Annotated in this window: 20 protein-coding genes and 1 tRNA gene; 18 read left to right on the top strand and 3 right to left on the bottom strand. The window is 56.8% G+C overall.

The window, feature by feature from the left end; translation table 11 throughout:
• Positions 1–76, top strand: a tRNA-Gly gene (locus AC1RKC_RS19755).
• Between the two features lie 299 nt (positions 77–375).
• Here AC1RKC_RS19755 and queG read toward each other — a convergent pair.
• Positions 376–1,515 (bottom strand): tRNA epoxyqueuosine(34) reductase QueG, encoded by a 1,140-nt coding sequence (queG, locus tag AC1RKC_RS19750; RefSeq protein WP_020824900.1) that lies wholly within the window; start codon positions 1,513–1,515, stop codon positions 376–378.
• Here queG and nnr point away from each other — a divergent pair.
• The 16 genes from nnr to AC1RKC_RS19670 all read left to right on the top strand — a co-directional run bounded on the left by nnr (position 1,514) and on the right by AC1RKC_RS19670 (position 20,186).
• Entirely contained in the window at positions 1,514–3,025 is a 1,512-nt protein-coding gene (gene nnr / locus AC1RKC_RS19745) for a bifunctional ADP-dependent NAD(P)H-hydrate dehydratase/NAD(P)H-hydrate epimerase (protein WP_261135951.1), read from the top strand. The genes queG and nnr overlap by 2 nt on opposite strands.
• Before the next feature lie 14 nt (positions 3,026–3,039).
• A complete protein-coding gene (tsaE, locus tag AC1RKC_RS19740) occupies positions 3,040–3,510 on the top strand; it encodes a tRNA (adenosine(37)-N6)-threonylcarbamoyltransferase complex ATPase subunit type 1 TsaE (RefSeq protein ID WP_493092680.1) in 471 nt (156 codons plus the stop codon).
• 7 nt (positions 3,511–3,517) lie between these two features.
• Positions 3,518–5,314: an N-acetylmuramoyl-L-alanine amidase AmiB gene (gene amiB / locus AC1RKC_RS19735; protein WP_048762800.1), complete on the top strand. Its 1,797-nt coding sequence runs from the start codon at positions 3,518–3,520 to the stop codon at positions 5,312–5,314.
• Positions 5,315–5,336: 22 nt separating this feature from the next.
• Positions 5,337–7,211 carry a DNA mismatch repair endonuclease MutL gene (gene mutL / locus AC1RKC_RS19730; RefSeq protein ID WP_261135946.1) on the top strand — a complete coding sequence of 625 codons (1,875 nt, stop codon included), beginning with the start codon at positions 5,337–5,339 and terminating at the stop codon, positions 7,209–7,211.
• On the top strand, positions 7,204–8,145 hold the full coding sequence (miaA, locus tag AC1RKC_RS19725; RefSeq protein WP_261135944.1) for a tRNA (adenosine(37)-N6)-dimethylallyltransferase MiaA: 942 nt from the start codon (positions 7,204–7,206) through the stop codon (positions 8,143–8,145). The genes mutL and miaA overlap by 8 nt, the downstream gene beginning before the upstream one ends.
• 114 nt (positions 8,146–8,259) lie before the next feature.
• The gene (gene hfq / locus AC1RKC_RS19720; RefSeq protein WP_012004894.1) at positions 8,260–8,568 is read left to right on the top strand and encodes an RNA chaperone Hfq; all 309 of its coding nucleotides are present in this window, start codon (positions 8,260–8,262) and stop codon (positions 8,566–8,568) included.
• Positions 8,569–8,663: 95 nt separating this feature from the next.
• On the top strand, positions 8,664–9,944 hold the full coding sequence (gene hflX / locus AC1RKC_RS19715) for a ribosome rescue GTPase HflX (protein ID WP_020824906.1): 1,281 nt from the start codon (positions 8,664–8,666) through the stop codon (positions 9,942–9,944).
• 68 nt (positions 9,945–10,012) lie between these two features.
• Entirely contained in the window at positions 10,013–11,272 is a 1,260-nt protein-coding gene (gene hflK, locus AC1RKC_RS19710; RefSeq protein WP_020824907.1) for an FtsH protease activity modulator HflK, read from the top strand.
• 3 nt (positions 11,273–11,275) lie between these two features.
• The gene (gene hflC / locus AC1RKC_RS19705; RefSeq protein ID WP_020824908.1) at positions 11,276–12,283 is read left to right on the top strand and encodes a protease modulator HflC; all 1,008 of its coding nucleotides are present in this window, start codon (positions 11,276–11,278) and stop codon (positions 12,281–12,283) included.
• 63 nt (positions 12,284–12,346) lie between these two features.
• The gene (locus AC1RKC_RS19700; RefSeq protein ID WP_020824909.1) at positions 12,347–12,547 is read left to right on the top strand and encodes a DUF2065 domain-containing protein; all 201 of its coding nucleotides are present in this window, start codon (positions 12,347–12,349) and stop codon (positions 12,545–12,547) included.
• 97 nt (positions 12,548–12,644) lie between these two features.
• Positions 12,645–13,943 (top strand): adenylosuccinate synthase, encoded by a 1,299-nt coding sequence (locus tag AC1RKC_RS19695; protein WP_041415174.1) that lies wholly within the window; start codon positions 12,645–12,647, stop codon positions 13,941–13,943.
• Positions 13,944–14,176: 233 nt separating this feature from the next.
• Positions 14,177–14,602: a nitric oxide-sensing transcriptional repressor NsrR gene (gene nsrR, locus AC1RKC_RS19690; RefSeq protein WP_020824911.1), complete on the top strand. Its 426-nt coding sequence runs from the start codon at positions 14,177–14,179 to the stop codon at positions 14,600–14,602.
• A gap of 59 nt (positions 14,603–14,661) precedes the next feature.
• Positions 14,662–17,148, top strand: coding sequence for a ribonuclease R (gene rnr, locus AC1RKC_RS19685; RefSeq protein WP_046374661.1), 2,487 nt, complete (start codon positions 14,662–14,664; stop codon positions 17,146–17,148).
• 59 nt (positions 17,149–17,207) lie between these two features.
• Complete coding sequence (gene rlmB, locus AC1RKC_RS19680; RefSeq protein ID WP_020824913.1) at positions 17,208–17,939, top strand: 23S rRNA (guanosine(2251)-2'-O)-methyltransferase RlmB; 732 nt, start codon at positions 17,208–17,210, stop codon at positions 17,937–17,939.
• A gap of 129 nt (positions 17,940–18,068) precedes the next feature.
• Positions 18,069–19,700 (top strand): isovaleryl-CoA dehydrogenase, encoded by a 1,632-nt coding sequence (locus AC1RKC_RS19675; protein WP_020824914.1) that lies wholly within the window; start codon positions 18,069–18,071, stop codon positions 19,698–19,700.
• 87 nt (positions 19,701–19,787) lie between these two features.
• Positions 19,788–20,186: a DUF350 domain-containing protein gene (locus tag AC1RKC_RS19670; RefSeq protein WP_020824915.1), complete on the top strand. Its 399-nt coding sequence runs from the start codon at positions 19,788–19,790 to the stop codon at positions 20,184–20,186.
• Here AC1RKC_RS19670 and AC1RKC_RS19665 read toward each other — a convergent pair.
• Together AC1RKC_RS19665 and bsmA are read right to left on the bottom strand one after the other, a co-directional pair.
• Entirely contained in the window at positions 20,183–20,458 is a 276-nt protein-coding gene (locus tag AC1RKC_RS19665) for a YdgH/BhsA/McbA family protein (RefSeq protein WP_020824916.1), read from the bottom strand. The genes AC1RKC_RS19670 and AC1RKC_RS19665 overlap by 4 nt on opposite strands.
• A 122-nt stretch (positions 20,459–20,580) precedes the next feature.
• On the bottom strand, positions 20,581–20,889 hold the full coding sequence (gene bsmA, locus AC1RKC_RS19660) for a biofilm peroxide resistance protein BsmA (protein ID WP_020824917.1): 309 nt from the start codon (positions 20,887–20,889) through the stop codon (positions 20,581–20,583).
• A 126-nt stretch (positions 20,890–21,015) separates the two neighbouring features.
• On the opposite strand from bsmA, the gene yjfP reads away from it, so the two are divergent.
• Complete coding sequence (gene yjfP / locus AC1RKC_RS19655) at positions 21,016–21,768, top strand: esterase (RefSeq protein WP_046374660.1); 753 nt, start codon at positions 21,016–21,018, stop codon at positions 21,766–21,768.
• The last annotated feature ends 64 nt before the right edge of the window (positions 21,769–21,832 follow it).

Here is a 21,832-nt window from a genome sequence, read left to right as displayed (position 1 = left end):
GCGGGAATAGCTCAGTTGGTAGAGCACGACCTTGCCAAGGTCGGGGTCGCGAGTTCGAGTCTCGTTTCCCGCTCCAATTTTCTCTTCGTTTTAAACTCAGTCCATCGCCTTTACCGGCGCGGTTCTTTGCCCCGTTATACATACCCTGTCGAAATGTTGTGAACAGACTTATCCACAGGTAGCGCTCATAATACCCGCAGCTCAAAAAATCAACGCCACACAAATGAAATATTTATCGCATTGATTTATATGCATATTTATTTATCCGAAAACGTTATACCGATCACTTGCTCTTTTTGTTGCAGTTGAAAGACAAAGCATTTTTATTTTTATGCACAAATCCACAGGGTGACTATCGGGTCTGAATGAAAGATTTCAGGCATCCCTCGGCAATCCTTTTTCCACAGCCCGTATCAATCGTTTTTTCTGCGTTGTCTGCACTTCTATGCCTTGCGCCTCACGCCGCGCCAACTGTTGCTCCAGTGCCCAGTGGATATGTTCGTCCAGCATTGCGTCCTGTTCCAGCCGGGAGCGCAACGCCACCACTGCAGCATCCTGGTAAGGGGCGTTGCCCAGCGCCACGGCGATATTGCGCAGCCAGCGTAAATGGCCGATACGCCGGATGGCGGAGCCTTCGGTGATGCGCAGGAATTTCTCTTCCGTCCAACCAAAGAGTTCGATCAGTTGCGGTGCATGCAGTGCGGCGCGTGGGCTGAAATCGTCTTCGTCGGTAAGTTGCGAGAAGCGGTTCCATGGGCAGATAAGCTGGCAATCATCACAGCCGTAAATACGATTGCCCAATAACGGCCGGAATTCTTCAGGAATGGCGCCTTCCAACTCAATCGTCAGATAGGAAATGCAGCGGCGCGCATCTACGGTGTAGGGGGCGACGATGGCGCCGGTTGGGCAAGTGGTGATACAGGCGACGCAGCGGCCGCACTGTTCCTCCTGGGGCTTATCCACCGGCAGCGGCAGGTCGATCAGCAGTTCGCCAAGAAAGAACCAGGAGCCAGCTTCGCGGTTTAAAATAAGTGAGTGTTTACCAACCCAGCCAATCCCGGCCTTGGAGGCCAGTGCGCGTTCCATCACCGGCGCGGAGTCGACAAAGGGGCGGAAATTAAGTTCGCCGCAGTAGGCCTGGATCTGATCGCCGAGTTTTTTCAGCCGTTGGCGCAGCAGTTTGTGGTAGTCCCGCCCGAGCGCATAGCGGCTGACATAGCCTAATTCTGGGTTGTTGAGGGTGCTGGCGAAGGCCGCTTTGGCCGGCAGGTAGTTCATGCGCACGCTGATCACGCGCAGCGTGCCGGGTAACAGCTCATGTGGCCGGGCGCGCAGCATGCCATGGCGTGCCATCCACTCCATTTCACCGTGGTATTGTTTGTCCAACCAGGCCTGCAGCTTGGGCTCTTCCGCGCTCAGATCGGTGTCGCAGATGCCTACCTGCTGGAATCCTAGCGATTGCCCCCATTGCTTGATATGTTGGGCGAGTTGATTGAGATCGAGGGGGTGAGTCATGACGGGCCACAGTGAAAAACGATACTCTGACAGTTTACCACACTCTGTCTGGTCTGCGGACTGGATCCGGCGAGCAGAAGCAAGCGCCGCCGCCTCGCAGGGCATTTCTCTCTATCAACTGATGCAACGTGCCGGTGAGGCGGCTTACACGCTGGCGTGCGACCAATATCCTGCCGCCCATCACTGGCTGGTGCTGTGCGGTCATGGCAACAATGGCGGTGACGGCTATGTTGTCGCCCGTTTGGCTGCGGCGGCCGGTGTCAAAGTCAGCCTGATTGCCTGCGAAGGCACACGGCCACTGCCCCCAGAAGCGGCTGAAGCCAGACAGGCATGGTTGGCTAGCGGCGGCGAGATCCATCCGGTCGACAGCCGCTGGCCGGAAGACGTGGATCTGATCATCGACGGCCTGCTCGGTACTGGGTTAAGCAGTGCGCCGCGGGCGCCGTACGATGCCCTGATTGAAGCTGTTAACCGCAGCCGCGCGCCGGTTATCGCACTCGATATCCCCTCGGGCCTGCTGGCTGAAAGCGGCGCCGCGCCTGGAGCTGTCATCCGCGCAACGCATACCATGACTTTCATCGCGCTTAAACCTGGCCTGCTGACCGGCCAGGCTCGCGATTGGGTCGGGCAACTTCACCAGAGTACGCTAGGATTATCGGGGTGGCTGGCAAAGCAACCGACGCAGATTCAGCGGCTTACTGCCGAATCGCTGTCCCAGTGGCTGAAACCGCGTCGTCCCTGCTCACATAAAGGTGAACAGGGGCGTTTGTTAGTGGTGGGGGGCGATCACGGCTTTGGCGGCGCGATACGCATGGCGGCAGAAGCGGCGTTGCGCAGCGGCGCAGGATTGGTGCGAGTACTCACTCACATTGAGCATGTCGGGCCCTTGCTGACCGCCAGACCGGAACTGATGGTGCAACCGCTGAGCGACGAAGGGTTGCAGCAGGCGCTCGACTGGGCGGATGTGCTGGTGATTGGCCCGGGGCTGGGTCAGGGCGAATGGGGTAGGAATGCGCTGAAAATATTGCAAGCCAGTGATAAACCGGCGTTATGGGACGCCGATGCGCTGAACTTACTGGCATTAAATCCCGAGAAGCGTCAGAATCGTGTAATTACCCCGCATCCTGGGGAGGCGGCACGCCTGCTGGGGTGCCGTACCGCCGAGATTGAGAGTGACCGCTTACTTGCAGTTCGTAATCTGGTCACGCATTACGGTGGCGTGGCCGTACTGAAAGGTGCGGGTACGTTGATCGCCGATGATCAAGGCCAGGTGGCGATCGCCGACGTCGGCAACGCCGGCATGGCCTCTGGTGGAATGGGCGATGTGCTGTCCGGTATCATCGGCGGTTTGCTGGGGCAAAAGCTCTCACTGTATGATGCAGCCTGCGCCGGTTGCGTGGCGCATGGCGCAGCCGCCGATCGCGTGGCGGCAAGACAAGGAATAAGGGGGCTGCTGGCGAGCGATTTATTGCCGGAAATCCCTTATTACGTTAATCCTGAGTTGGCATAAATAGAAACTATCGAATGAAAGAACTCGTTTTACCTCTGCCGGATGAGGCAGCGACTGTCGCATTGGGTACTGCCTTGGCCAAGGCGTGCGTTCGCGCCAGCGTAATTTACCTTTACGGTGACCTGGGCGCCGGTAAAACCACCTTCAGCCGTGGTTTTTTGCAGGCATTGGGCCACCAGGGCAACGTTAAAAGCCCAACTTATACGCTGGTGGAGCCTTATGCGCTGCAGCCGCTGGCGGTATACCATTTTGATCTGTATCGCTTGGCCGATCCGGAAGAACTCGAATTTATGGGCATTCGCGATTATTTTGCGCAGGATGCCATTTGCCTGGTGGAATGGCCACAGCAGGGGACCGGCGTCTTGCCGGAACCTGATTTGGAGCTGCATCTCAGCTACCAGGATCAGGGGCGCGAAGCAATAATTCAGGCGGTTTCTGCCTACGGCAGCCAGCTTTTAGACCGTATTCACGGGCCACAGGAATGACGCCGCAATGACGTATGCGTTGAGAAAATTACTCGTAATCGCCCTGATCGCCGTATTGGGGCCTTTGGGTGCAGCCAGTGCGTTGGCCGCATCGTCGTTGTCTGATATTAAAGTCACCAATGCCCAGCGCGAAGCCACGGTATCGGTGAGCTTTACCGGTCCGCCGGACTATGCCTTCTTCCCGTTGCACGGCCCGGACCGCGTGGTATTGGATGTAAACCAGAAAGGCAAGGTGGGCGGTTTACCGTTGAATTTCAGCGGCCAGAACCTGGTGAAAAGCATTCGCTCCAGCGCGCCGAAAGACGCCCAGAGCGTAAGGCTGGTGTTTGATCTGACCCAGCGCGCGAAGACCCGGGTAGCCACACGCCAGAACGGCAGTGTCTATACCGTGGTGTTCACCATCGCCGCCGAGGGCAGCGCAAACACTACAGTACGAAAAGCCCCGACGCCGGCACCGGTGGTCGTGAACCCACCGACGCGTAAAGCCCCGGTGGTGGTGAGTGAGCCTGAACCAGAGCCTGCTCCGGTGCGTAGAGCGCCAAGTGGTTCCAATCCTTTCACCAATAAGCCTACCGTGGTTGCGGGTACCGCATCTGAGGTCACGCCGCGCAGCAGCCGCGTATCCGCCGGTTCCGGCGATCGGGTGGTGGTGGCTATCGATGCCGGTCACGGCGGCCAGGACCCAGGCGCCATTGGCCCGAACGGCCTGAAAGAGAAAAATGTAACTATCGCCATCGCTCGCCGCCTGCAGGCATTGTTGGATGCCGATCCCCAGTTTAAACCAGTGTTGACGCGCAACGGCGACTACTTCATCTCGGTGATGGGCCGCTCTGACGTGGCACGTAAGCAAGGCGCTAACGTGTTGGTCTCCATTCACGCTGACGCCGCGCCAAACCGCAGCGCCAACGGGGCTTCGGTTTGGGTTCTGTCCAACCGCCGCGCCAACAGTGAGATGGCCGGCTGGCTGGAGCAACATGAGAAGCAGTCCGAGTTGCTGGGCGGTGCGGGTGATTTGCTGGCCAACAGCCAGGCGGATCCTTACCTGAGCCAGGCGGTGCTGGATCTGCAGTTTGGTCACTCACAACGCGTGGGCTACGATGTCGCAGTAAAAGTGTTGCAGCAGTTGCAGAGCGTCGGCTCATTGCATAAACGTCGTCCTGAACACGCCAGTCTTGGCGTGCTGCGTTCGCCGGATATCCCATCCTTGTTGGTGGAAACAGGATTTATCAGTAATAGCACGGAGGAGCGGCTGCTCGGCAGTAGCGCATATCAGGAGAAAATTGCCCGGGCGATCCACAACGGCCTGCGCAGTTATTTCCTGGCGCACCCGCTACAAGCCGACCCAAAGGTGGAAAACCGACCGCTGGACGTCGCAGCGGCGGTTAACTCCTCAACACAAGACGTCAGTCAGCCCGCGCCGGTCGTCAGTTCGGCCGGCAGCAGCCGCATTAGCGGTAAAACGCAGATCCACGTGGTGAAGCGAGCCGAAACGCTTTCCGGTATTGCCGACAGCTATGGCACCACCATGGCGGCGTTGCGTGACCTGAACAAGCTGAAAAAAGACGGCGTGTGGGTCGGCCAGCGCCTTAAAGTGCCGGCGGGTAAAACCGCCGCGACGGTCAGTACAGTCGCCAAGGCAAAACCCAGCGTGAAGAAGCCGTCCAGGCACAAAGTGACCCGCGGTGATACCTTATCCTCCATCGCTACCCGTTACGGTGTCAGCGTCAGCGACCTGAAACGCGTGAATAAACTGAAGTCGGACGTCGCGCCGCTGGATCGGACGCTGACCATTCCGCAGGCCTAGTGCCCACATTAGAGGAGTCAGCATGCCCATCCAGGTGTTACCGCCCCAGCTTGCCAACCAGATTGCCGCCGGTGAAGTGGTCGAACGGCCCGCGTCAGTGGTAAAGGAACTGGTGGAAAACAGTCTGGATGCCGGTGCGACACGCATTGATATTGATATCGAACGCGGCGGTGCCAAGCTGATTCGCATCCGCGATAACGGCTGCGGCATCGGTAAAGACGATCTGGCATTGGCATTGGCGCGTCATGCCACCAGTAAAATCAGCACGCTCGACGATTTGGAAGCCATCGTCAGTCTCGGTTTTCGCGGTGAGGCGTTGGCCAGCATCAGCTCGGTTTCCCGTTTGACGCTCACTTCGCGCACGGCGGAACAAAATGAAGCCTGGCAGGCTTACGCCGAAGGCCGCGACCAGGCGGTGACGGTCAAACCAGCGGCGCATCCGATAGGCAGCACGCTGGAAGTGCTGGATTTGTTCTACAACACCCCGGCGCGGCGCAAATTCATGCGCACCGAGAAAACCGAATTCGGCCATATCGATGAAGTAGTGCGGCGCATTGCGCTGGCGCGTTTCGATGTGGCGATCAACCTCAGCCACAACGGCAAACTGATCCGCCAATATCGCGCAGCGAAAGACGAAAGCCACTATGAGCGCCGCCTGGGCAGCATTTGTGGCCCGGCTTTTTTGCAGCATGCGTTGAACATTTCCTGGCAGCATGGCGATCTGACCATTCGCGGCTGGGTGGCTGATCCTGCCGGGGCGCGTCAATTGGGCGAGATGCAGTATTGTTACGTCAATAGCCGCATGATGCGCGATCGTCTGATCAATCATGCCATCCGCCAGGCCTATCAGGATCAGTTGAAAGACGATCAGCAGCCCGCGTACGTACTTTATCTCGAGGTCGATCCGCACCAGGTAGACGTGAATGTGCATCCGGCCAAGCACGAAGTACGTTTTCATCAGGCGCGGTTGGTACATGACTTTATTTATCAGGCGGTAACTACCGTGCTGCAGCAGGTCGGCAACGCGCCGCTGCCGCTGGACGATGAGCCGGAACAACCGTCGGTGCCAACCTGGCAGCCGGAAAACCGCGTCGCTGCCGGCGGCAACCATTTCTCGCAGCCGGCGCCGCGTCGTGAACCTCAGCCGAGTGAACCGGGCGTCGCCCGCGAGCGTGCACCTCAACCGGCCTATCAGGCAGGCAACGGCTACCAAAAGCGCGAAGGCGAGCTTTACGGCAAACTGATGCAGGCTGCTCCGGTGGTGGAGCCAGCGCCAGAAACGCCGAAACAACCGCTGTTCCCACCGGTAAAGGCTGAGCGAGAAGTGCCGCTGGACGGCAGCCAGCACAGTTTTGGTCGGGTGCTGATGATCCATCCGCCGTGCTTCGCCCTGATTGAGCGTCGCCAGCAATTGATGTTGCTCAATCTGCCGGTGGCCGAGCGCTGGTTGCGCCAGGCGCAGCTTAATCCGGCTGAAGAAGGCCTGCGGCCGCAGCCGCTGCTGATCCCCATCAAACTGACGCTGAATAAGCAAGAAGCGGCCGCCTGTGTGCGCCATCAGCCGTTACTGGTCAAAATGGGATTGGATTTGCAGACGGATCATGGGCGTGTGACGTTGCGCGCAGTACCTTTACCATTACGCCAACAAAATTTACAAAAACTGATACCCGAACTGTTAGGCTATCTGGCCGAGCATCAGGAGATGTCGCCCCCGGTGTTAGCCACCTGGTTCGCCCGCCACTTGGGCAGCGAACATGAGCAGTGGAACACCTCGCAAGCGATACAATTGCTGACCGACGTTGAACGACTTTGCCCGCAGCTGGTCAAATCACCACCGAGCGGACTTTTACAACCTGTTGATTTACAGGCTGCACTGGCAGCCCTTACGCATGATTGAAACTGAAATGACACCACGTCCCCCGGCTATTTTTATGATGGGGCCGACCGCCTCGGGCAAGACCGCGTTGGCGATCGCGCTGCGTGAACGCCTGCCTGTGGAACTGATCAGCGTGGATTCCGCGCTGATTTATCGCGGCATGGATATCGGCACGGCTAAACCGAGCGCTGAGGAATTGGCGCAGGCACCGCACCGGCTGATTGATATTCGCGATCCTGCCGAAGTTTACTCAGCAGCGGATTTTCGCGCCGATGCACTGAAAGAGATGGCCGCCATTACCGCTGCCGGGCGTATCCCGCTGCTGGTGGGGGGCACCATGCTTTACTTCAAAGCGCTGCTGGAAGGTTTATCGCCGTTGCCGCCTGCCGATCCGGCGGTGCGTGAGCGTATCGAACAGCAGGCTGCGGAGCAGGGTTGGGACGTTTTACACCGTCAGTTGCAAGAGATTGACCCGGTTGCGGCATTGAGAATTCATCCTAATGATCCGCAGAGACTGTCCAGAGCACTGGAAGTTTTTTTTATTTCGGGTAAAACTTTAACGGAACTGACTAAAATTTCGGGTGAATCGTTGCCGTATCATGTTCACCAATTTGCGATAGCGCCGACCAGCCGTGAGTTGATCCATCAACGCATAGCGCTGCGGTACCATCAAATGTTGGCGGCAGGTTTTGAGACGGAAGTGCGTGCACTTTTTGCACGGGGTGATTTGCATACGGATTTGCCTTCCATTCGCTGTGTCGGTTATCGCCAGATGTGGTCATATTTATCTGGCGAAATTAGTTACGATGAGATGGTTTATCGTGGTATTTGCGCAACACGTCAGTTGGCCAAGCGCCAAATGACCTGGTTACGAGGCTGGAACTCGGTACATTGGCTGGACAGCGAGAAGCCGGGAGAGGCTTTGGACTCGGTAATACAGGTTGTTAGTGCATAGGTCGAGTGATTGTGTACAATTGATGAGTATTCAGCGCGCAAATTTTTTAGGTCGTTTATTTTAGAGCCGACAGGTTCTTAGTTAAAAACAACAAGCAAATAAGGAAAAGATAGAATGGCTAAGGGGCAATCTTTGCAAGATCCGTTCCTGAACGCATTGCGTCGTGAACGTGTTCCGGTTTCTATTTATTTGGTGAATGGTATTAAGCTGCAAGGCCAGATTGAGTCTTTTGACCAGTTTGTCATCCTGTTGAAAAACACGGTGAGCCAGATGGTTTATAAGCACGCTATCTCTACCGTTGTCCCGTCACGCCCGGTTTCGCACCATAGCAATACCCCGAGCGGCGGCACCAGTAACTATCACCATGGTAACAATCCGTCTGCGCCGCAACAGCCGCAGCAGGAAAGCGATGACGCTGAATAAAGCGCGTTGCGAGTCAACCATGAAGGGGAGCATAAGCAGCCGTGGGCTGTTTATGTCCCCCAAACTCACGGGTTCCCGTTTGAGAGGTTGCACGCTTGTTTGACCGTTATGAAGCCGGTGAGCAGGCCGTCCTGGTTCATATCTATTTCTCGCAAGACAAAGACACAGAAGATCTCAGTGAGTTCGAATCCCTGGTGTCCTCTGCGGGTGTCGAAGCTTTGCAAGTGGTGACTGGTAGCCGCAAAGCCCCGCATCCCAAATACTTTGTCGGTGAAGGAAAGGCCGAAGAAATTGCAGACGCGGTAAAAGCCAGTGGCGCATCTGTTGTCCTGTTTGATCACTCCCTTTCTGCAGCGCAGGAGAGAAATCTTGAACGCCTGTGCGAATGCCGAGTGATCGATCGCACCGGGTTGATTCTAGACATCTTTGCCCAGCGCGCCCGTACCCATGAAGGTAAGCTGCAGGTAGAGTTGGCGCAGTTGCGTCATATTGCCACGCGTTTGGTGCGTGGCTGGACCCACCTTGAGCGACAAAAAGGGGGGATAGGCCTGCGCGGGCCAGGGGAAACCCAATTAGAGACCGACCGTCGTCTGTTGCGCGATCGCATTAGCTTGATTCTACGCCGCCTGGAGCGGGTAGCTAAGCAGCGTGAACAGGGCCGACGTGCGCGTACCCGTGCTGAAGTGCCGACCGTATCGCTGGTAGGGTATACCAACGCCGGAAAATCCACCCTGTTTAACCGAATTACGTCCGCCGATGTCTATGCGGCAGACCAGCTATTTGCCACTTTGGATCCTACCCTGCGGCGCATTGACGTGGCCGATGTGGGCGATACCGTGTTGGCGGATACCGTAGGCTTTATCCGGCACCTGCCGCACGATCTGGTGGCCGCCTTCAAGGCGACGCTGCAAGAAACGCGTCAGGCGTCTTTGCTGTTGCATGTAATCGATGCCGCGGATACTCGCGTCGATGAAAACATTGAAGCGGTCAATACCGTGCTGGCAGAGATTGAATCGGATGAGATCCCTACACTTTTAGTGATGAACAAAATAGATATGCTGGATGATTTTGTCCCGCGTATCGACCGCAACGATGAAAACTTACCGATCCGGGTGTGGCTGTCCGCCGCCAGCGGTGAAGGTATCCCGTTGCTGTATCAGGCGTTGACGGAGCGCTTATCGGGGGAAATCGCGCATTATGAGCTGCGCTTACCGCCAGAGGCAGGCCGTCTTCGTAGCCGTTTTTACCAGCTTCAGGCAATTGAAAAAGAGTGGAACGAAGAAGACGGCAGCATTGGCGTGGTGGTACGTATGCCTATCGTCGAATGGCGTCGCCTCTGCAAACAGGAACAGGAACTGATTAACTTTATAGTATGATCATATCCTGTTACATTTGAGCTTCGCGTAAGCCTGAAGTACCCAATCACAGAATATGGAGCTAAAACATGGCGTGGAATCAGCCCGGTAATAACGGACAGGACCGCGACCCGTGGGGGAGCAGCAATAATAATGGCGGCAACTCTGGCGGTAATAACAAAGGCGGTCGTGATCAAGGGCCACCTGATTTGGACGATATCTTCCGCAAACTGAGCAAGAAATTGAGCGGTTTGGGCGGGGGCAAAGGCTCCAACAGCAATAACAGCGGCGGCACCGGCACTTCTGGTCCGGGCCTCAGTGGTCGCATCATTGGCATTGCCGCGGTAGCGGTAGTGGTGATTTGGGCTGCCAGCGGCTTCTACACCATCAAGGAAGCCGAACGTGGTGTTGTGACCCGTTTTGGCAAGTTCAGCCACCTGGTACAGCCAGGTCTGAACTGGAAGCCGACCTTTATCGATGAAGTGCGTCCGGTTAACGTGGAGTCGGTTCGTGAATTGGCGGCGTCTGGCGTGATGCTGACCTCCGACGAGAACGTAGTGCGCGTAGAAATGAACGTGCAGTACCGCGTGACCAACCCGGAAGCCTATCTGTTCAGCGTGACCAATGCCGACGACAGCCTGAGCCAGGCTACCGACAGCGCCCTGCGTGGCGTTATCGGCAAGTACACCATGGACAAGATCCTGACCGAAGGTCGTACTATCGTGCGTAGCGATACCCAACGCGTACTGGAAGAAACTATTCGTCCGTACAACATGGGCATCACGCTGCTGGACGTCAACTTCCAGGCCGCTCGTCCGCCGGAAGAGGTGAAGGCCGCATTTGACGATGCGATTGCCGCACGTGAGAACGAGCAGCAGTACATCCGTGAAGCGGAAGCTTACGCCAACGAAGTTCAGCCACGTGCTAACGGCCAGGCGCAGCGTCTGTTGGAAGATGCCAAAGCGTATAAAGACCGTACCGTCCTGGAAGCTCAGGGTGAGGTTGCTCGCTTTGCCAAGCTGTTGCCGGAATACAAATCGGCACCGCAAATTACCCGTGAGCGTCTGTATATCGAAACCATGGAAAAAGTCCTGAGCCACACCCGCAAGGTGTTGGTGAATGACAAAGGCAACAATCTGATGGTGTTGCCGCTGGATCAAATGCTGCGTGGCCAAACCGGCGCGGCGGCGGACGGCAATAAAGACACCAGCCTGATTCGTCTCAACCCCGCTCCGTCTGCCAACAGCGGCGCCAGCTCCAGCAGCCAGCGCACCAGCAGCGGCTCGGTCATGGACCAGCGCCGGGCAAATGCGCAGCGTGACGACACCACTCGCGTAGGGAGAGAGTAATCAATGCGTAAGTCTTTTGTAGTAATCGTCCTCGCGGTGCTGGTGGCGTTATACGCTTCTTTGTTCGTGGTTCAGGAAGGTCAGCGTGGCATCGTGCTGCGCTTTGGCAAGGTTCTGCGTGACAGCGACAACAAGCCGCTGGTGTATGCGCCAGGCCTGCACTTCAAGATCCCGTTTATTGAATCAGTGAAGACGCTGGATGCGCGTATCCAGACCATGGATAACCAGGCTGACCGCTTTGTGACCAGCGAGAAGAAAGACCTGATTGTCGATTCTTACCTGAAATGGCGTATCAGCGATTTCAGCCGTTACTATCTGGCAACCGGCGGCGGTGATGTTTCACAGGCCGAAGTGCTGCTGAAACGTAAGTTCAGTGACCGTCTGCGTTCCGAGATTGGCCGTCTGGATGTGAAAGACATCGTCACCGACTCGCGTGGTAAGCTGATGTCCGACGTGCGTGATGCATTGAACACCGGTACCGTGGGTGACGATCAAGAAGTCACCACCACCGAAGCCGATGACGCTATCGCCTCTGCAGCGGCGCGTGTTGAGAAGGAAACCACCGGCAACCTGCCGAAGGTTAACCCGAACAGCATGGCGGCGTTGGGTATCGAAGTGATCGACGTGCGTATCAAGCAGATCAACCTGCCGGCGGAAGTGTCTGATGCGATCTACCAGCGTATGCGCGCCGAGCGTGAAGCGGTAGCCCGTCGTCACCGTTCACAGGGTCAGGAAGAAGCCGAGAAGCTGCGTGCGACCGCAGACTACGAAGTGACTCGTACCCTGGCGGAAGCTGAGCGTACTGCACGTATCACTCGCGGTGATGGCGATGCCGAAGCGGCCAAACTGTTTGCCAACGCATTCAGCCAGGATCCGGACTTCTACGCCTTTATCCGTAGCCTGCGTGCTTACGAAACCAGCTTCAGCAGCAATAACCAGGACGTGATGGTTCTGAGCCCAGACAGCGATTTCTTCCGCTACATGAAGTCGCCTGACTCCACGCGCAAATAATCACGACAGGTAATTGATCGAGGGCCCGTTTAAACGCGGGCCCTTTCTTTTTGGGAGTTTCTGATGAATTCAACGATCTGGCTGGCGTTAGGGCTGGTTTTGGTGCTGGAAGGCCTGGGGCCGATGCTGTTTCCACAGGCCTGGCGTAAAATGATACTGGCGATGACCCAGTTGCCTGACTCTACCTTACGGCGGTTTGGCGGCGGAATAGTGGTTGCGGGCTGTGTGATCTACTACATGTTGCGTAGTCGCACGGGGGTTTAAAGGTTAGCCTAAAAAATACGCAACTCAACGCTAAAAGTGCTGAAACTCACGAATTACGGTGGTAGAATCCATTTTTAAGCAACCGGTGATTTTTAAAATGGGTAAGAACGTCGTCGTACTGGGCACTCAATGGGGTGACGAAGGTAAGGGCAAGGTCGTAGACCTGCTGACCGAACGGGCTCAATATGTAGTGCGCTATCAAGGTGGTCACAACGCTGGCCATACTCTGGTAATTAACGGTGAAAAAACCGTCCTTCATTTAATTCCTTCAGGCATTCTGCGTGAAAACGTGACCAGCATCATCGGCAACGGTGTAGTTCTGGCGCCAGACGCGTTGATGAAAGAAATGGGTGAACTCGAAGCGCGCGGCATCCCGGTACGCGAACGTCTGTTACTGTCCGAAGCCTGTCCGCTGATCCTGCCTTACCATGTTGCGTTGGATAACGCGCGTGAGAAAGCACGTGGCGCGAAAGCTATCGGTACCACCGGTCGCGGTATCGGCCCGGCTTACGAAGATAAAGTAGCTCGTCGCGGTCTGCGCGTCAGCGACCTGTTCAACAAAGAAACCTTCGCCGTTAAGCTGAAGGAAATTGTTGATTATCATAACTTCCAGTTGGTTAACTACTACAAAGTCGAAGCTGTTGATTACCAGGCGACTCTGGATTACGTGCTGTCTATCGCCGACATCCTGACTGCAATGGTTGTTGACGTTTCTGAACTGTTGGACGGCGCGCGCAAGCGTGGCGACCTGATCATGTTCGAAGGCGCGCAGGGCACCCTGCTGGATATCGACCACGGTACCTATCCGTACGTAACCTCTTCCAATACCACTGCTGGCGGCGTTGCTACCGGTTCAGGTATTGGTCCGCGTTACGTGGATTACGTGCTGGGCATCGTGAAAGCCTACTCCACCCGCGTGGGTGCAGGTCCGTTCCCAACCGAACTGTTCGACGAAACTGGCGAATACCTGTGCAAACAGGGTAACGAATTCGGCGCCACTACTGGCCGTCGTCGTCGTACCGGCTGGTTGGATGCCGTAGCGGTTCGCCGCGCAGTGCAGATCAACTCCCTGTCTGGCTTCTGCCTGACCAAGTTGGACGTGCTGGATGGCCTGAAAGAAGTGAAAATCTGCGTGGGCTATCGCATGCCAGATGGCCGCGAAATGACCACCACGCCGCTGGCGGCTGAAGGTTGGGAAGGTATCGAACCAATCTACGAAAGCATGCCTGGCTGGAGCGACACCACTTTTGGCGTGAAAGAACACAGCAAATTGCCACAGGCAGCGCTGGACTACATCAAGCGCATTGAAGAACTGACTGGCGTACCGGTAGACATTATCTCTACTGGCCCGGACCGTAGCGAAACCATGATCCTGCGCGACCCGTTCGACGCATAATCTGACTTTGCTGCAATAAAACAAACCGGGCGTGTCCCGGTTTGTTTTTATCCTGATTTTCCCCGATTGCGGTTTCACGTCCAAAAATCCTTTCTTTAACCTGTCCCAGAGCTCGACATGCGCTAAATAATTAGCGGCGAACTCTCTGGCTGGTTTATTATCCAATAAGTAATCTTTTGAATAGTGCCGAAAATCGGCGTATCAGACGGGTAAAATGATACCCAGAGGTAGATGTGCAGTTAACAAGTTTTACTGATTATGGCCTGCGGGCGTTGATCTACATGGCCTCGCTGCCACCGGACAAAATGACCAGCATCTCGGAAGTCACCGAGGTCTACGGCGTGTCCCGAAACCATATGGTAAAGATCATCAATCAGTTAAGCCGGGTTGGGTTTGTCACCGCAGTGCGCGGTAAGAACGGCGGCATCCGTTTAGGCAAACCGGCCGAAACCATTCGCCTCGGCGACGTGGTCAGGGCGCTGGAGCCGCTCTCACTGGTTAATTGCAGCAGTACGTTTTGCCACATAACCCCTGCCTGCCGCCTGAAGCAGGTGCTCCAACAGGGCGTACAGAATTTCCTTGAAGAGCTGGATAACCACACGCTGGCCGATATGGTCGAAGACAATCCATCGCTCTACAAGCTATTGCTTGTCGAATAAAGCGTCGCTGAGAAGACAAGGCTCAGCGGCACCCTGCTGATGACAACGGAGGAACCGCAATGTCACAAGATCCATTCCTGGAACGAGAAGCAGAAAAATATGAATCCCCCATTCCGAGCCGTGAATTTATTTTGGCCCATTTGGCGAAAAGAGAAACGCCGGCCAGCCGCGAAGAGCTGGCCAAAGAGCTGAATTTAACCGGCGAAGAACCCCTGGAAGCGTTGCGCCGTCGCCTGCGGGCGATGGAACGTGATGGCCAATTAATCTTTACCCGCCGCCAGTGCTACGCGCTGCCGGAACGTCTGGACCTGCTGCGCGGCACCGTGATCGGCCACCGCGATGGCTTCGGCTTCCTGCGTATCGAAGGCAGCAAAGACGACCTGTATCTGTCAGCTGAACAGATGAAGATGGCGATCCACGGCGACGTGGTGTTGGCACAGGCCATGGCTGCCGATCGCAAGGGCCGCCGCGAAGCGCGTATCGTCCGTGTGCTGGTGCCGAAAACCAGTCAAATCGTCGGCCGCTTCTTCATGGACGCCGGTACCGGCTTCGTGGTGCCGGATGACAGCCGCCTGAGCTTCGATATCCTGATCCCGGCCGACGCCGTCAGCGGTGCGCGCATGGGCTTTATGGTGGTGGTTGAACTGACCCAGCGCCCAACCCGCCGTACCAAAGCGGTTGGCAAGATTGTCGAGATCCTCGGCGATAAAATGGGGACCAGCATGGCGGTAGATATCGCGCTGCGCACTCATGAAATCCCACATGTTTGGCCGCCGCAGGTGGAAAAACAGGTTGCCGACCTCAGTGAGCAGGTACCGGAATCCGCCAAAAAAGGCCGCGTTGATCTGCGTAAACTGCCTTTGGTAACGATTGATGGCGAAGATGCCCGCGATTTCGATGACGCAGTCTACTGCGAGAAAAAACGCGGCGGCGGTTGGCGCCTGTGGGTTGCCATTGCCGACGTCAGCTATTACGTGCGTCCGCGCACGGCACTGGATGACGAAGCCCGTAACCGTGGGACTTCAGTGTACTTCCCATCGCAGGTTATTCCGATGCTGCCGGAAGTGCTGTCTAACGGCCTGTGTTCGCTTAACCCGCAGGTAGACCGTCTGTGCATGGTGTGTGAGATGACCATCTCTGCACAAGGGCGCCTGTCGACGGCCAAATTCTATGAAGCGGTCATGAGCTCTCACGCCCGCTTAACGTATAACAAGGTCTGGCATATTCTGCAGGGCGATCAGGAGTTGCGTGAGCATTACCACCCGCTGGTCAAACACCTGGAAGAATTGCATGCGATGTACAAGGTGCTGGATCAGGCGCGTGCTGAACGTGGCGGTATCGCTTTCGAAACCGAAGAAGCCAAGTTTATCTTTAACGCCGAACGTCGTATTGAGCGCGTCGAACCTACGGTGCGTAACGACGCTCACAAACTGATCGAAGAGTGCATGATTATGGCGAACGTCGCCGCTGCACGCTTTGTCGAGAAAAATAACGAACCGGCGCTGTTCCGCGTGCACGATCGCCCAAGTGACGATCACATCAGTGCGCTGCGCAGCGTGCTGGGCGAGTTGGGCCTTACGCTGGGCGGTGGCAACAAGCCGCAGCCGAAGGACTACGCCACACTGATGGATGAAGTGTCCGAACGTCCTGACCATGAAATGCTGCAAACCATGCTGCTGCGTTCGATGAAGCAGGCGGTTTACGATCCGGAAAACCGCGGCCACTTTGGTCTGGCGCTGGCTTCTTATGGCCACTTCACCTCACCGATCCGCCGTTATCCGGATCTGGCGATGCACCGTGCGATCAAGTACCAACTGGCCAAAGAGCACGGCGAACCGAAAGAGCGCTGGACGCCGACTGGTGGTTGGCACAGCGAATTCGAAGAAATGCTGCAGTTGGGCGAGCACTGTTCAATGGCTGAACGCCGCGCCGATGAAGCGACGCGCAACGTTGCCGACTGGCTGAAATGCGACTTTATGCAGGATCACGTCGGTGAAGTGTTCAGCGGCATTATTGCCAGCGTGACCGGCTTCGGTTTCTTCGTGCGTCTCAACGATCTGTTTATCGACGGCCTGGTGCACGTATCGTCGCTGGATAATGATTATTATCGCTACGATAATATCGGCCAGCGTCTGATTGGCGAATCCTCAGGCGTGGTTTATCGCCTGGGCGACACGGTAGAGATCCGTGTGGAAGCGGTGCATATGGATGAGCGTAAAATTGACTTCGCTCTGGTCTCCAGCACCCGCAAACCACGCGGTGAAGGCAAAACTGAACGCGATCGCGCCAAGAAAGGCGGTCAGCGCACCTTGCGTGATGGCGCAGGCGCAGGCCGCACCACGTCACCGCGCAAACGCCGGGGCGGCAAACCGCCAGCCAATTTTGAGCCTGACAGCGCCTTCCGCAAGGATGAAGCCAAGCCCGCTGACAAGGTGAAGAAAGACAAAAAGGCAAAAGCCAAGAAAGTGTCCGACAAAACCCGGAAAATAGCGGCGGCGACCAAGGCCAAACGCGCCGGCAAGAAGAAAGGTGCTGAGCAGGCTTAACCTGCCACACGTCATTATCACCGGCAGGCGTTTGCCTGCCGCACAGTAAAAAGAGCATCATGAGCGAAATTATTTACGGTATTCATGCCGTCAAAGCCCTGTTAGACAACGATCCGCAACGCTTCCTGGAAGTGTTTATCCTCAAAGGCCGCGACGATCGTCGGCTACAGCCGTTGATTGCCGAGCTGGAAGCGACCGGCATTGTTATCCAGGTGGCGAACCGCCAGTGGCTGGATGAGAAGGTCGAGGGTGCGGTGCATCAGGGGATCATTGCCCGGGTGCGCGAAGGACGCCAGTATCAGGAAAATGACCTGCCGGCGCTGCTGGAAAGCGTGGATACCCCGTTCCTGCTGGTGCTGGACGGCGTGACCGACCCGCATAACCTCGGTGCCTGCTTGCGCAGCGCCGACGCGGCCGGTGTGCACGCGGTGATTGTCCCGCGCGATCGTTCTGCCCAGTTGAACGCAACGGCCAAGAAAGTGGCCTGTGGCGCGGCGGAGAATGTGCCGTTGATTCGCGTCACCAACCTGGCGCGCACCCTGCGATTGTTGCAGGAGATGAACGTCTGGATCGTGGGCACTGCGGGTGAAGCCGACCACACGCTGTTCCAGAGCAAAATGACCGGCCCGATGGCGCTGGTGATGGGGGCGGAAGGCGAAGGTATGCGTCGTCTGACTCGCGAGCACTGCGACGAGCTGATCAGCATTCCGATGGCCGGTACGGTTTCTTCACTGAACGTTTCGGTGGCGACCGGTATCTGCCTGTTTGAAGCGGTGCGTCAACGCAGTTGATTTATCCGTAAGGGCGCAGCTTTTGCGCCCTTAATTCCTTTCTCAATGCCTACCCTGTGATCTCGCCTGCGGCAGAATTCCCCCTGACGACCATAATTACTCCTGACGCTTTTATCAGGGAGCAAGCCAATGGTCTGGAATACACACACCGTTTTTAATCAGCCGAAGCCGCTGGGCAACAGTAATCTGTTCCTGTCCGATACGCCATTGCATGAAGCCATTCAGCGTGAGCAGGCCGGTTGGGATGCGGACGTGCTGGCCTCGCTGGGCCAACAGTTGGGCACTCAGGAGTCGCTGGAGTTGGGGCGGCTGGCCAATGCCAACCCACCGGAACTGCTGCGCTATGACGCCACCGGCCAGCGATTGGACGACGTCCGTTTTCATCCCGCCTGGCACATCCTGATGCAAGGGCTGATAGCCAACCGGGTGCATAACCTGCCGTGGCAGGAGGACGCCCGAATCGGCTCTTTTGTGGCGCGGGCGGCGCGGTTTGTATTACATGCGCAGGTCGAGGCCGGCACTTTGTGTCCGGTGACCATGACCTTTGGCGCAATTCCTTTGCTGCAGCGCTCGTTGCCTGCGGAGTTCCAATCCTGGCTAACGCCGCTACTGTCCGATCGTTACGACGCGCATTCATTGCCCGGCGGGCAAAAGCGCGGTTTGCTGATCGGCATGGGAATGACCGAAAAGCAGGGCGGTTCCGATGTGCTGAGTAATACCACCACCGCGAGCCCGCTGGGTGCACGCGGCCCAGGAGAAGCCTACCGTTTGGTCGGCCACAAGTGGTTTTTCTCGGTACCGCAGAGCGATGCGCACCTGGTGCTGGCGCAGACCGAAAATGGGCTGTCCTGTTTCTTCCTGCCGCGAATTTTGCCTGACGGCACACGCAATGCCATAAGGTTGGAACGGCTGAAGGATAAGTTGGGCAACAGGTCCAACGCCAGCAGCGAAGTAGAATTCCAGGATGCCAGCGCCTGGCTGGTGGGCGAGGAAGGGGATGGTGTACGACATATCCTGAAAATGGGGAGCCTGACGCGTTTTGACTGCGCACTGGGTAGCCACGGGCTGATGCGGCGCGGACTGTCGGTGGCGTTGTACCATGCTCTGCAGCGGCAGGCGTTTGGTAAGACGCTGATTGAACAACCGATGATGCGGCAGGTGCTGGCGCGAATGGCCCTGCGCCTGGAGGGGCAGACGGCGGCCCTGATGCGTCTGGCGCGTGCTTATGACAGCGCAGGTAGCACGCCCCTGGAGCAGGCGTTATGCCGTGTGATGACGCCTGCGGCGAAGTTTGAAGTCTGCCGGCAAGGCATTCCTTTTATTGGTGAAGCCATGGAGGCGCTGGGCGGTATTGGCTATTGCGAAGAGAGCGAACTGCCGAGGTTGTACCGTGAAATGCCGGTAAACAGCATCTGGGAAGGCTCCGGCAATATTATGTGTCTGGACGTCATGCGCGCCTGGGGCAAGCTGCCGGCGGTGCAGGAGGCGCTGGAGCAGGAGCTCGGTGAAGTGAGAGGGCAGAACCGCCATTATGATCACCAATGGCGACGGTTGCTTCAGCTGATGCGCAAACCTCAGGAAGAGCAAGGGCGTGCGGTGACCGGCGCCTTGTTTAATCTGTTCGCGGCGGCGCAGCTTCTGCGTTACAGTTCACCGCCGTTGGCGGAAGCCTGGTGTCAAATGATGCTTGATGCCCGTGGTGAGCGGACATTGCCGGAAAGGCTGTGCGAAACGCTGTTTACCCGCGCGATGGGCGGCTAGGGAAAACGGTGGCACCACAGCCGGAAAAGCTTTTTAATTCAGCTCTTGGCCCGTAAGGGATACTGACCTCTGACCAGGAAACATGACATGGATATTCTCAGCGCGTTGGCGGCATTCGCCTCTTATTTTTTCAGTGGCTTTGCCATGGTTCTGGTGTTTTTGTTCGTTTATACCCGCATTACGCCGCATGACGAATGGGCGTTGATCAAGGCTGACAATCAGGCCGCCGCTTTTGGATTCGTCGGTGCCTGCCTGGGGTATGTCATCCCGCTGGCGAGTGCAGCGATCAACTCCGTCAGCCTGTTGGACTATCTGTTGTGGGGCGTGGTGGCGCTGGTGGTACAGCTGCTGCTGTTTGCGGCGGTGAAAATCTATATGCCGCGAATTAGCGACAAAATTGAGTCCAATCACGTGGCGGCCGGGATTTTCCTCGGCGGCGTGTCGATCAGTGGCGGTGTGCTGAATGCGGCCTGCATGACCTACTAAAGGTAAAGTATTGCGGAGGCGCGCCAGCCTGGCTGATGCGCCTGTTCTTCCATTCGCAGGATGCGGTAATAGCTTGCCCCATGCTCATCCGCCTTTTGGGCGATCAATTGTTCTACGTCCTGAGGGGAGCCGGAGAGGTTGTTCAGGGTGATTTCCGCAATTTCGCTGAGTGGCGTAACGCGGTCTGCGGGGGCCAGTTCAGCGGACTGGGCGCTGGCGCTGAGTAACCCCATAGAAAGCAGGAGGGCGGTGAGTGCGGCGGAGCGTGTCATGGCGTTCCCCTTCGTCGGATCCTGGATTCACGGCCGCGGGCTGCGGCGCGCTGTTTGCCAGTGTGCTCTATCCAACTTCAGTCTGTGCAAAGCCAATGTAAATCTTATTAAAACTCCAGCAGTTACCGATACAGGATCGCCTGCGAATACCACTGGCCGGGAACCACGGTTTCGCTGTTCATGATGATCATGTAATAGCGCGCGCCGCTGGCATTGGCCTTCTGCTGAATTTCCGCTTCCACATCCATCGGGCTGCCGCGCACCAGGGCGCTGGTGGTGCCTATTTTTTCCAGGCTACCGGTTTGTGCCCGGGTTATCTCCTGCGCCTGTCCGGTCGGCGGTGGGGGCGCTTTGGGCGTCGTGGTCATCATGCCACAGGCGCTAAGCAGCGTGACCAGCGTCAAGGAGAGCAGCAGGCGGGACATTTTCATAGATACCTCAAGAAAGCGGATAGCGTGATTTGAGTGTAACCCATTATAAATTGGAACAGATTGAGCTAATGCTTTTTAGCGCAAGTTTGCCATTATGAAGGCAATGGCGATGCAGAGGGAAAATGAATGATTGAAATTTATGACGAGCGAGCAGGAGATATTGCGGTCATCCATGCCGTGCCGCAGGGGCAGTATCATCAGCCGTTGCCGACGGTATTTTTCTACCATGGTTATACCTCGTCGAAAGAAGTCTACGCCTACTTTGCCTACGCGTTAGCCAGGGTGGGATTTCGCGTGGTGCTGCCGGATGCCGATTTGCACGGCGAGCGTTTTGACGGCGATGAACAAAAGCGGTTGTCCCGCTTTTGGGAGATCCTGCGCAGCAATATCGATGAGTTACCGGCGTTGAAGGCGGACTTTGAACGGCGCGGGCTGATTGCCGAAGGGCGCATCGGCGTCGCGGGCGCGTCCATGGGGGGGATGACGACGTTGGGAGGCTTTGCTCGTTATCCGTGGGTGAAAGCTGCGGCGAGCCTGATGGGGGCCGGTTATTACAGTTCCCTGGCGCAGACGCTGTTCCCACCGCTGGATGAACAGGGAAACCCCTTGACGGCGAGCGGTTTTGATACGCGCATTGCCGCGCTTGCGGATTATGGCCTGGAACGCCAGTTGGAAAAAATTGCCGATCGTCCGCTGCTGTTATGGCACGGCGAAGCGGACGATGTGGTCCCGGCGGCTGAAAGTCGACGCCTGGCAACCGAGCTTCGCCAGAGTGGTTGGGACCGGCAACTGACATTTTTGACTGAACCGGACGTCAAGCACCGCATCACGCCGTTAGCGCTTGACGCAACGGCCGAGTTCTTCGTGAAAACCTTATAAAAAAAGCCCCCTGCGGGCAGGGGGCTGACGACATTTTCACATTTTAATTTGCCGCTTTTGGGCG

It is taken from the genome of Serratia sp. GW822-FHT06E05 (assembly GCF_058799445.1).
This window is presented reverse-complemented; position numbering and strand designations above follow the sequence as displayed.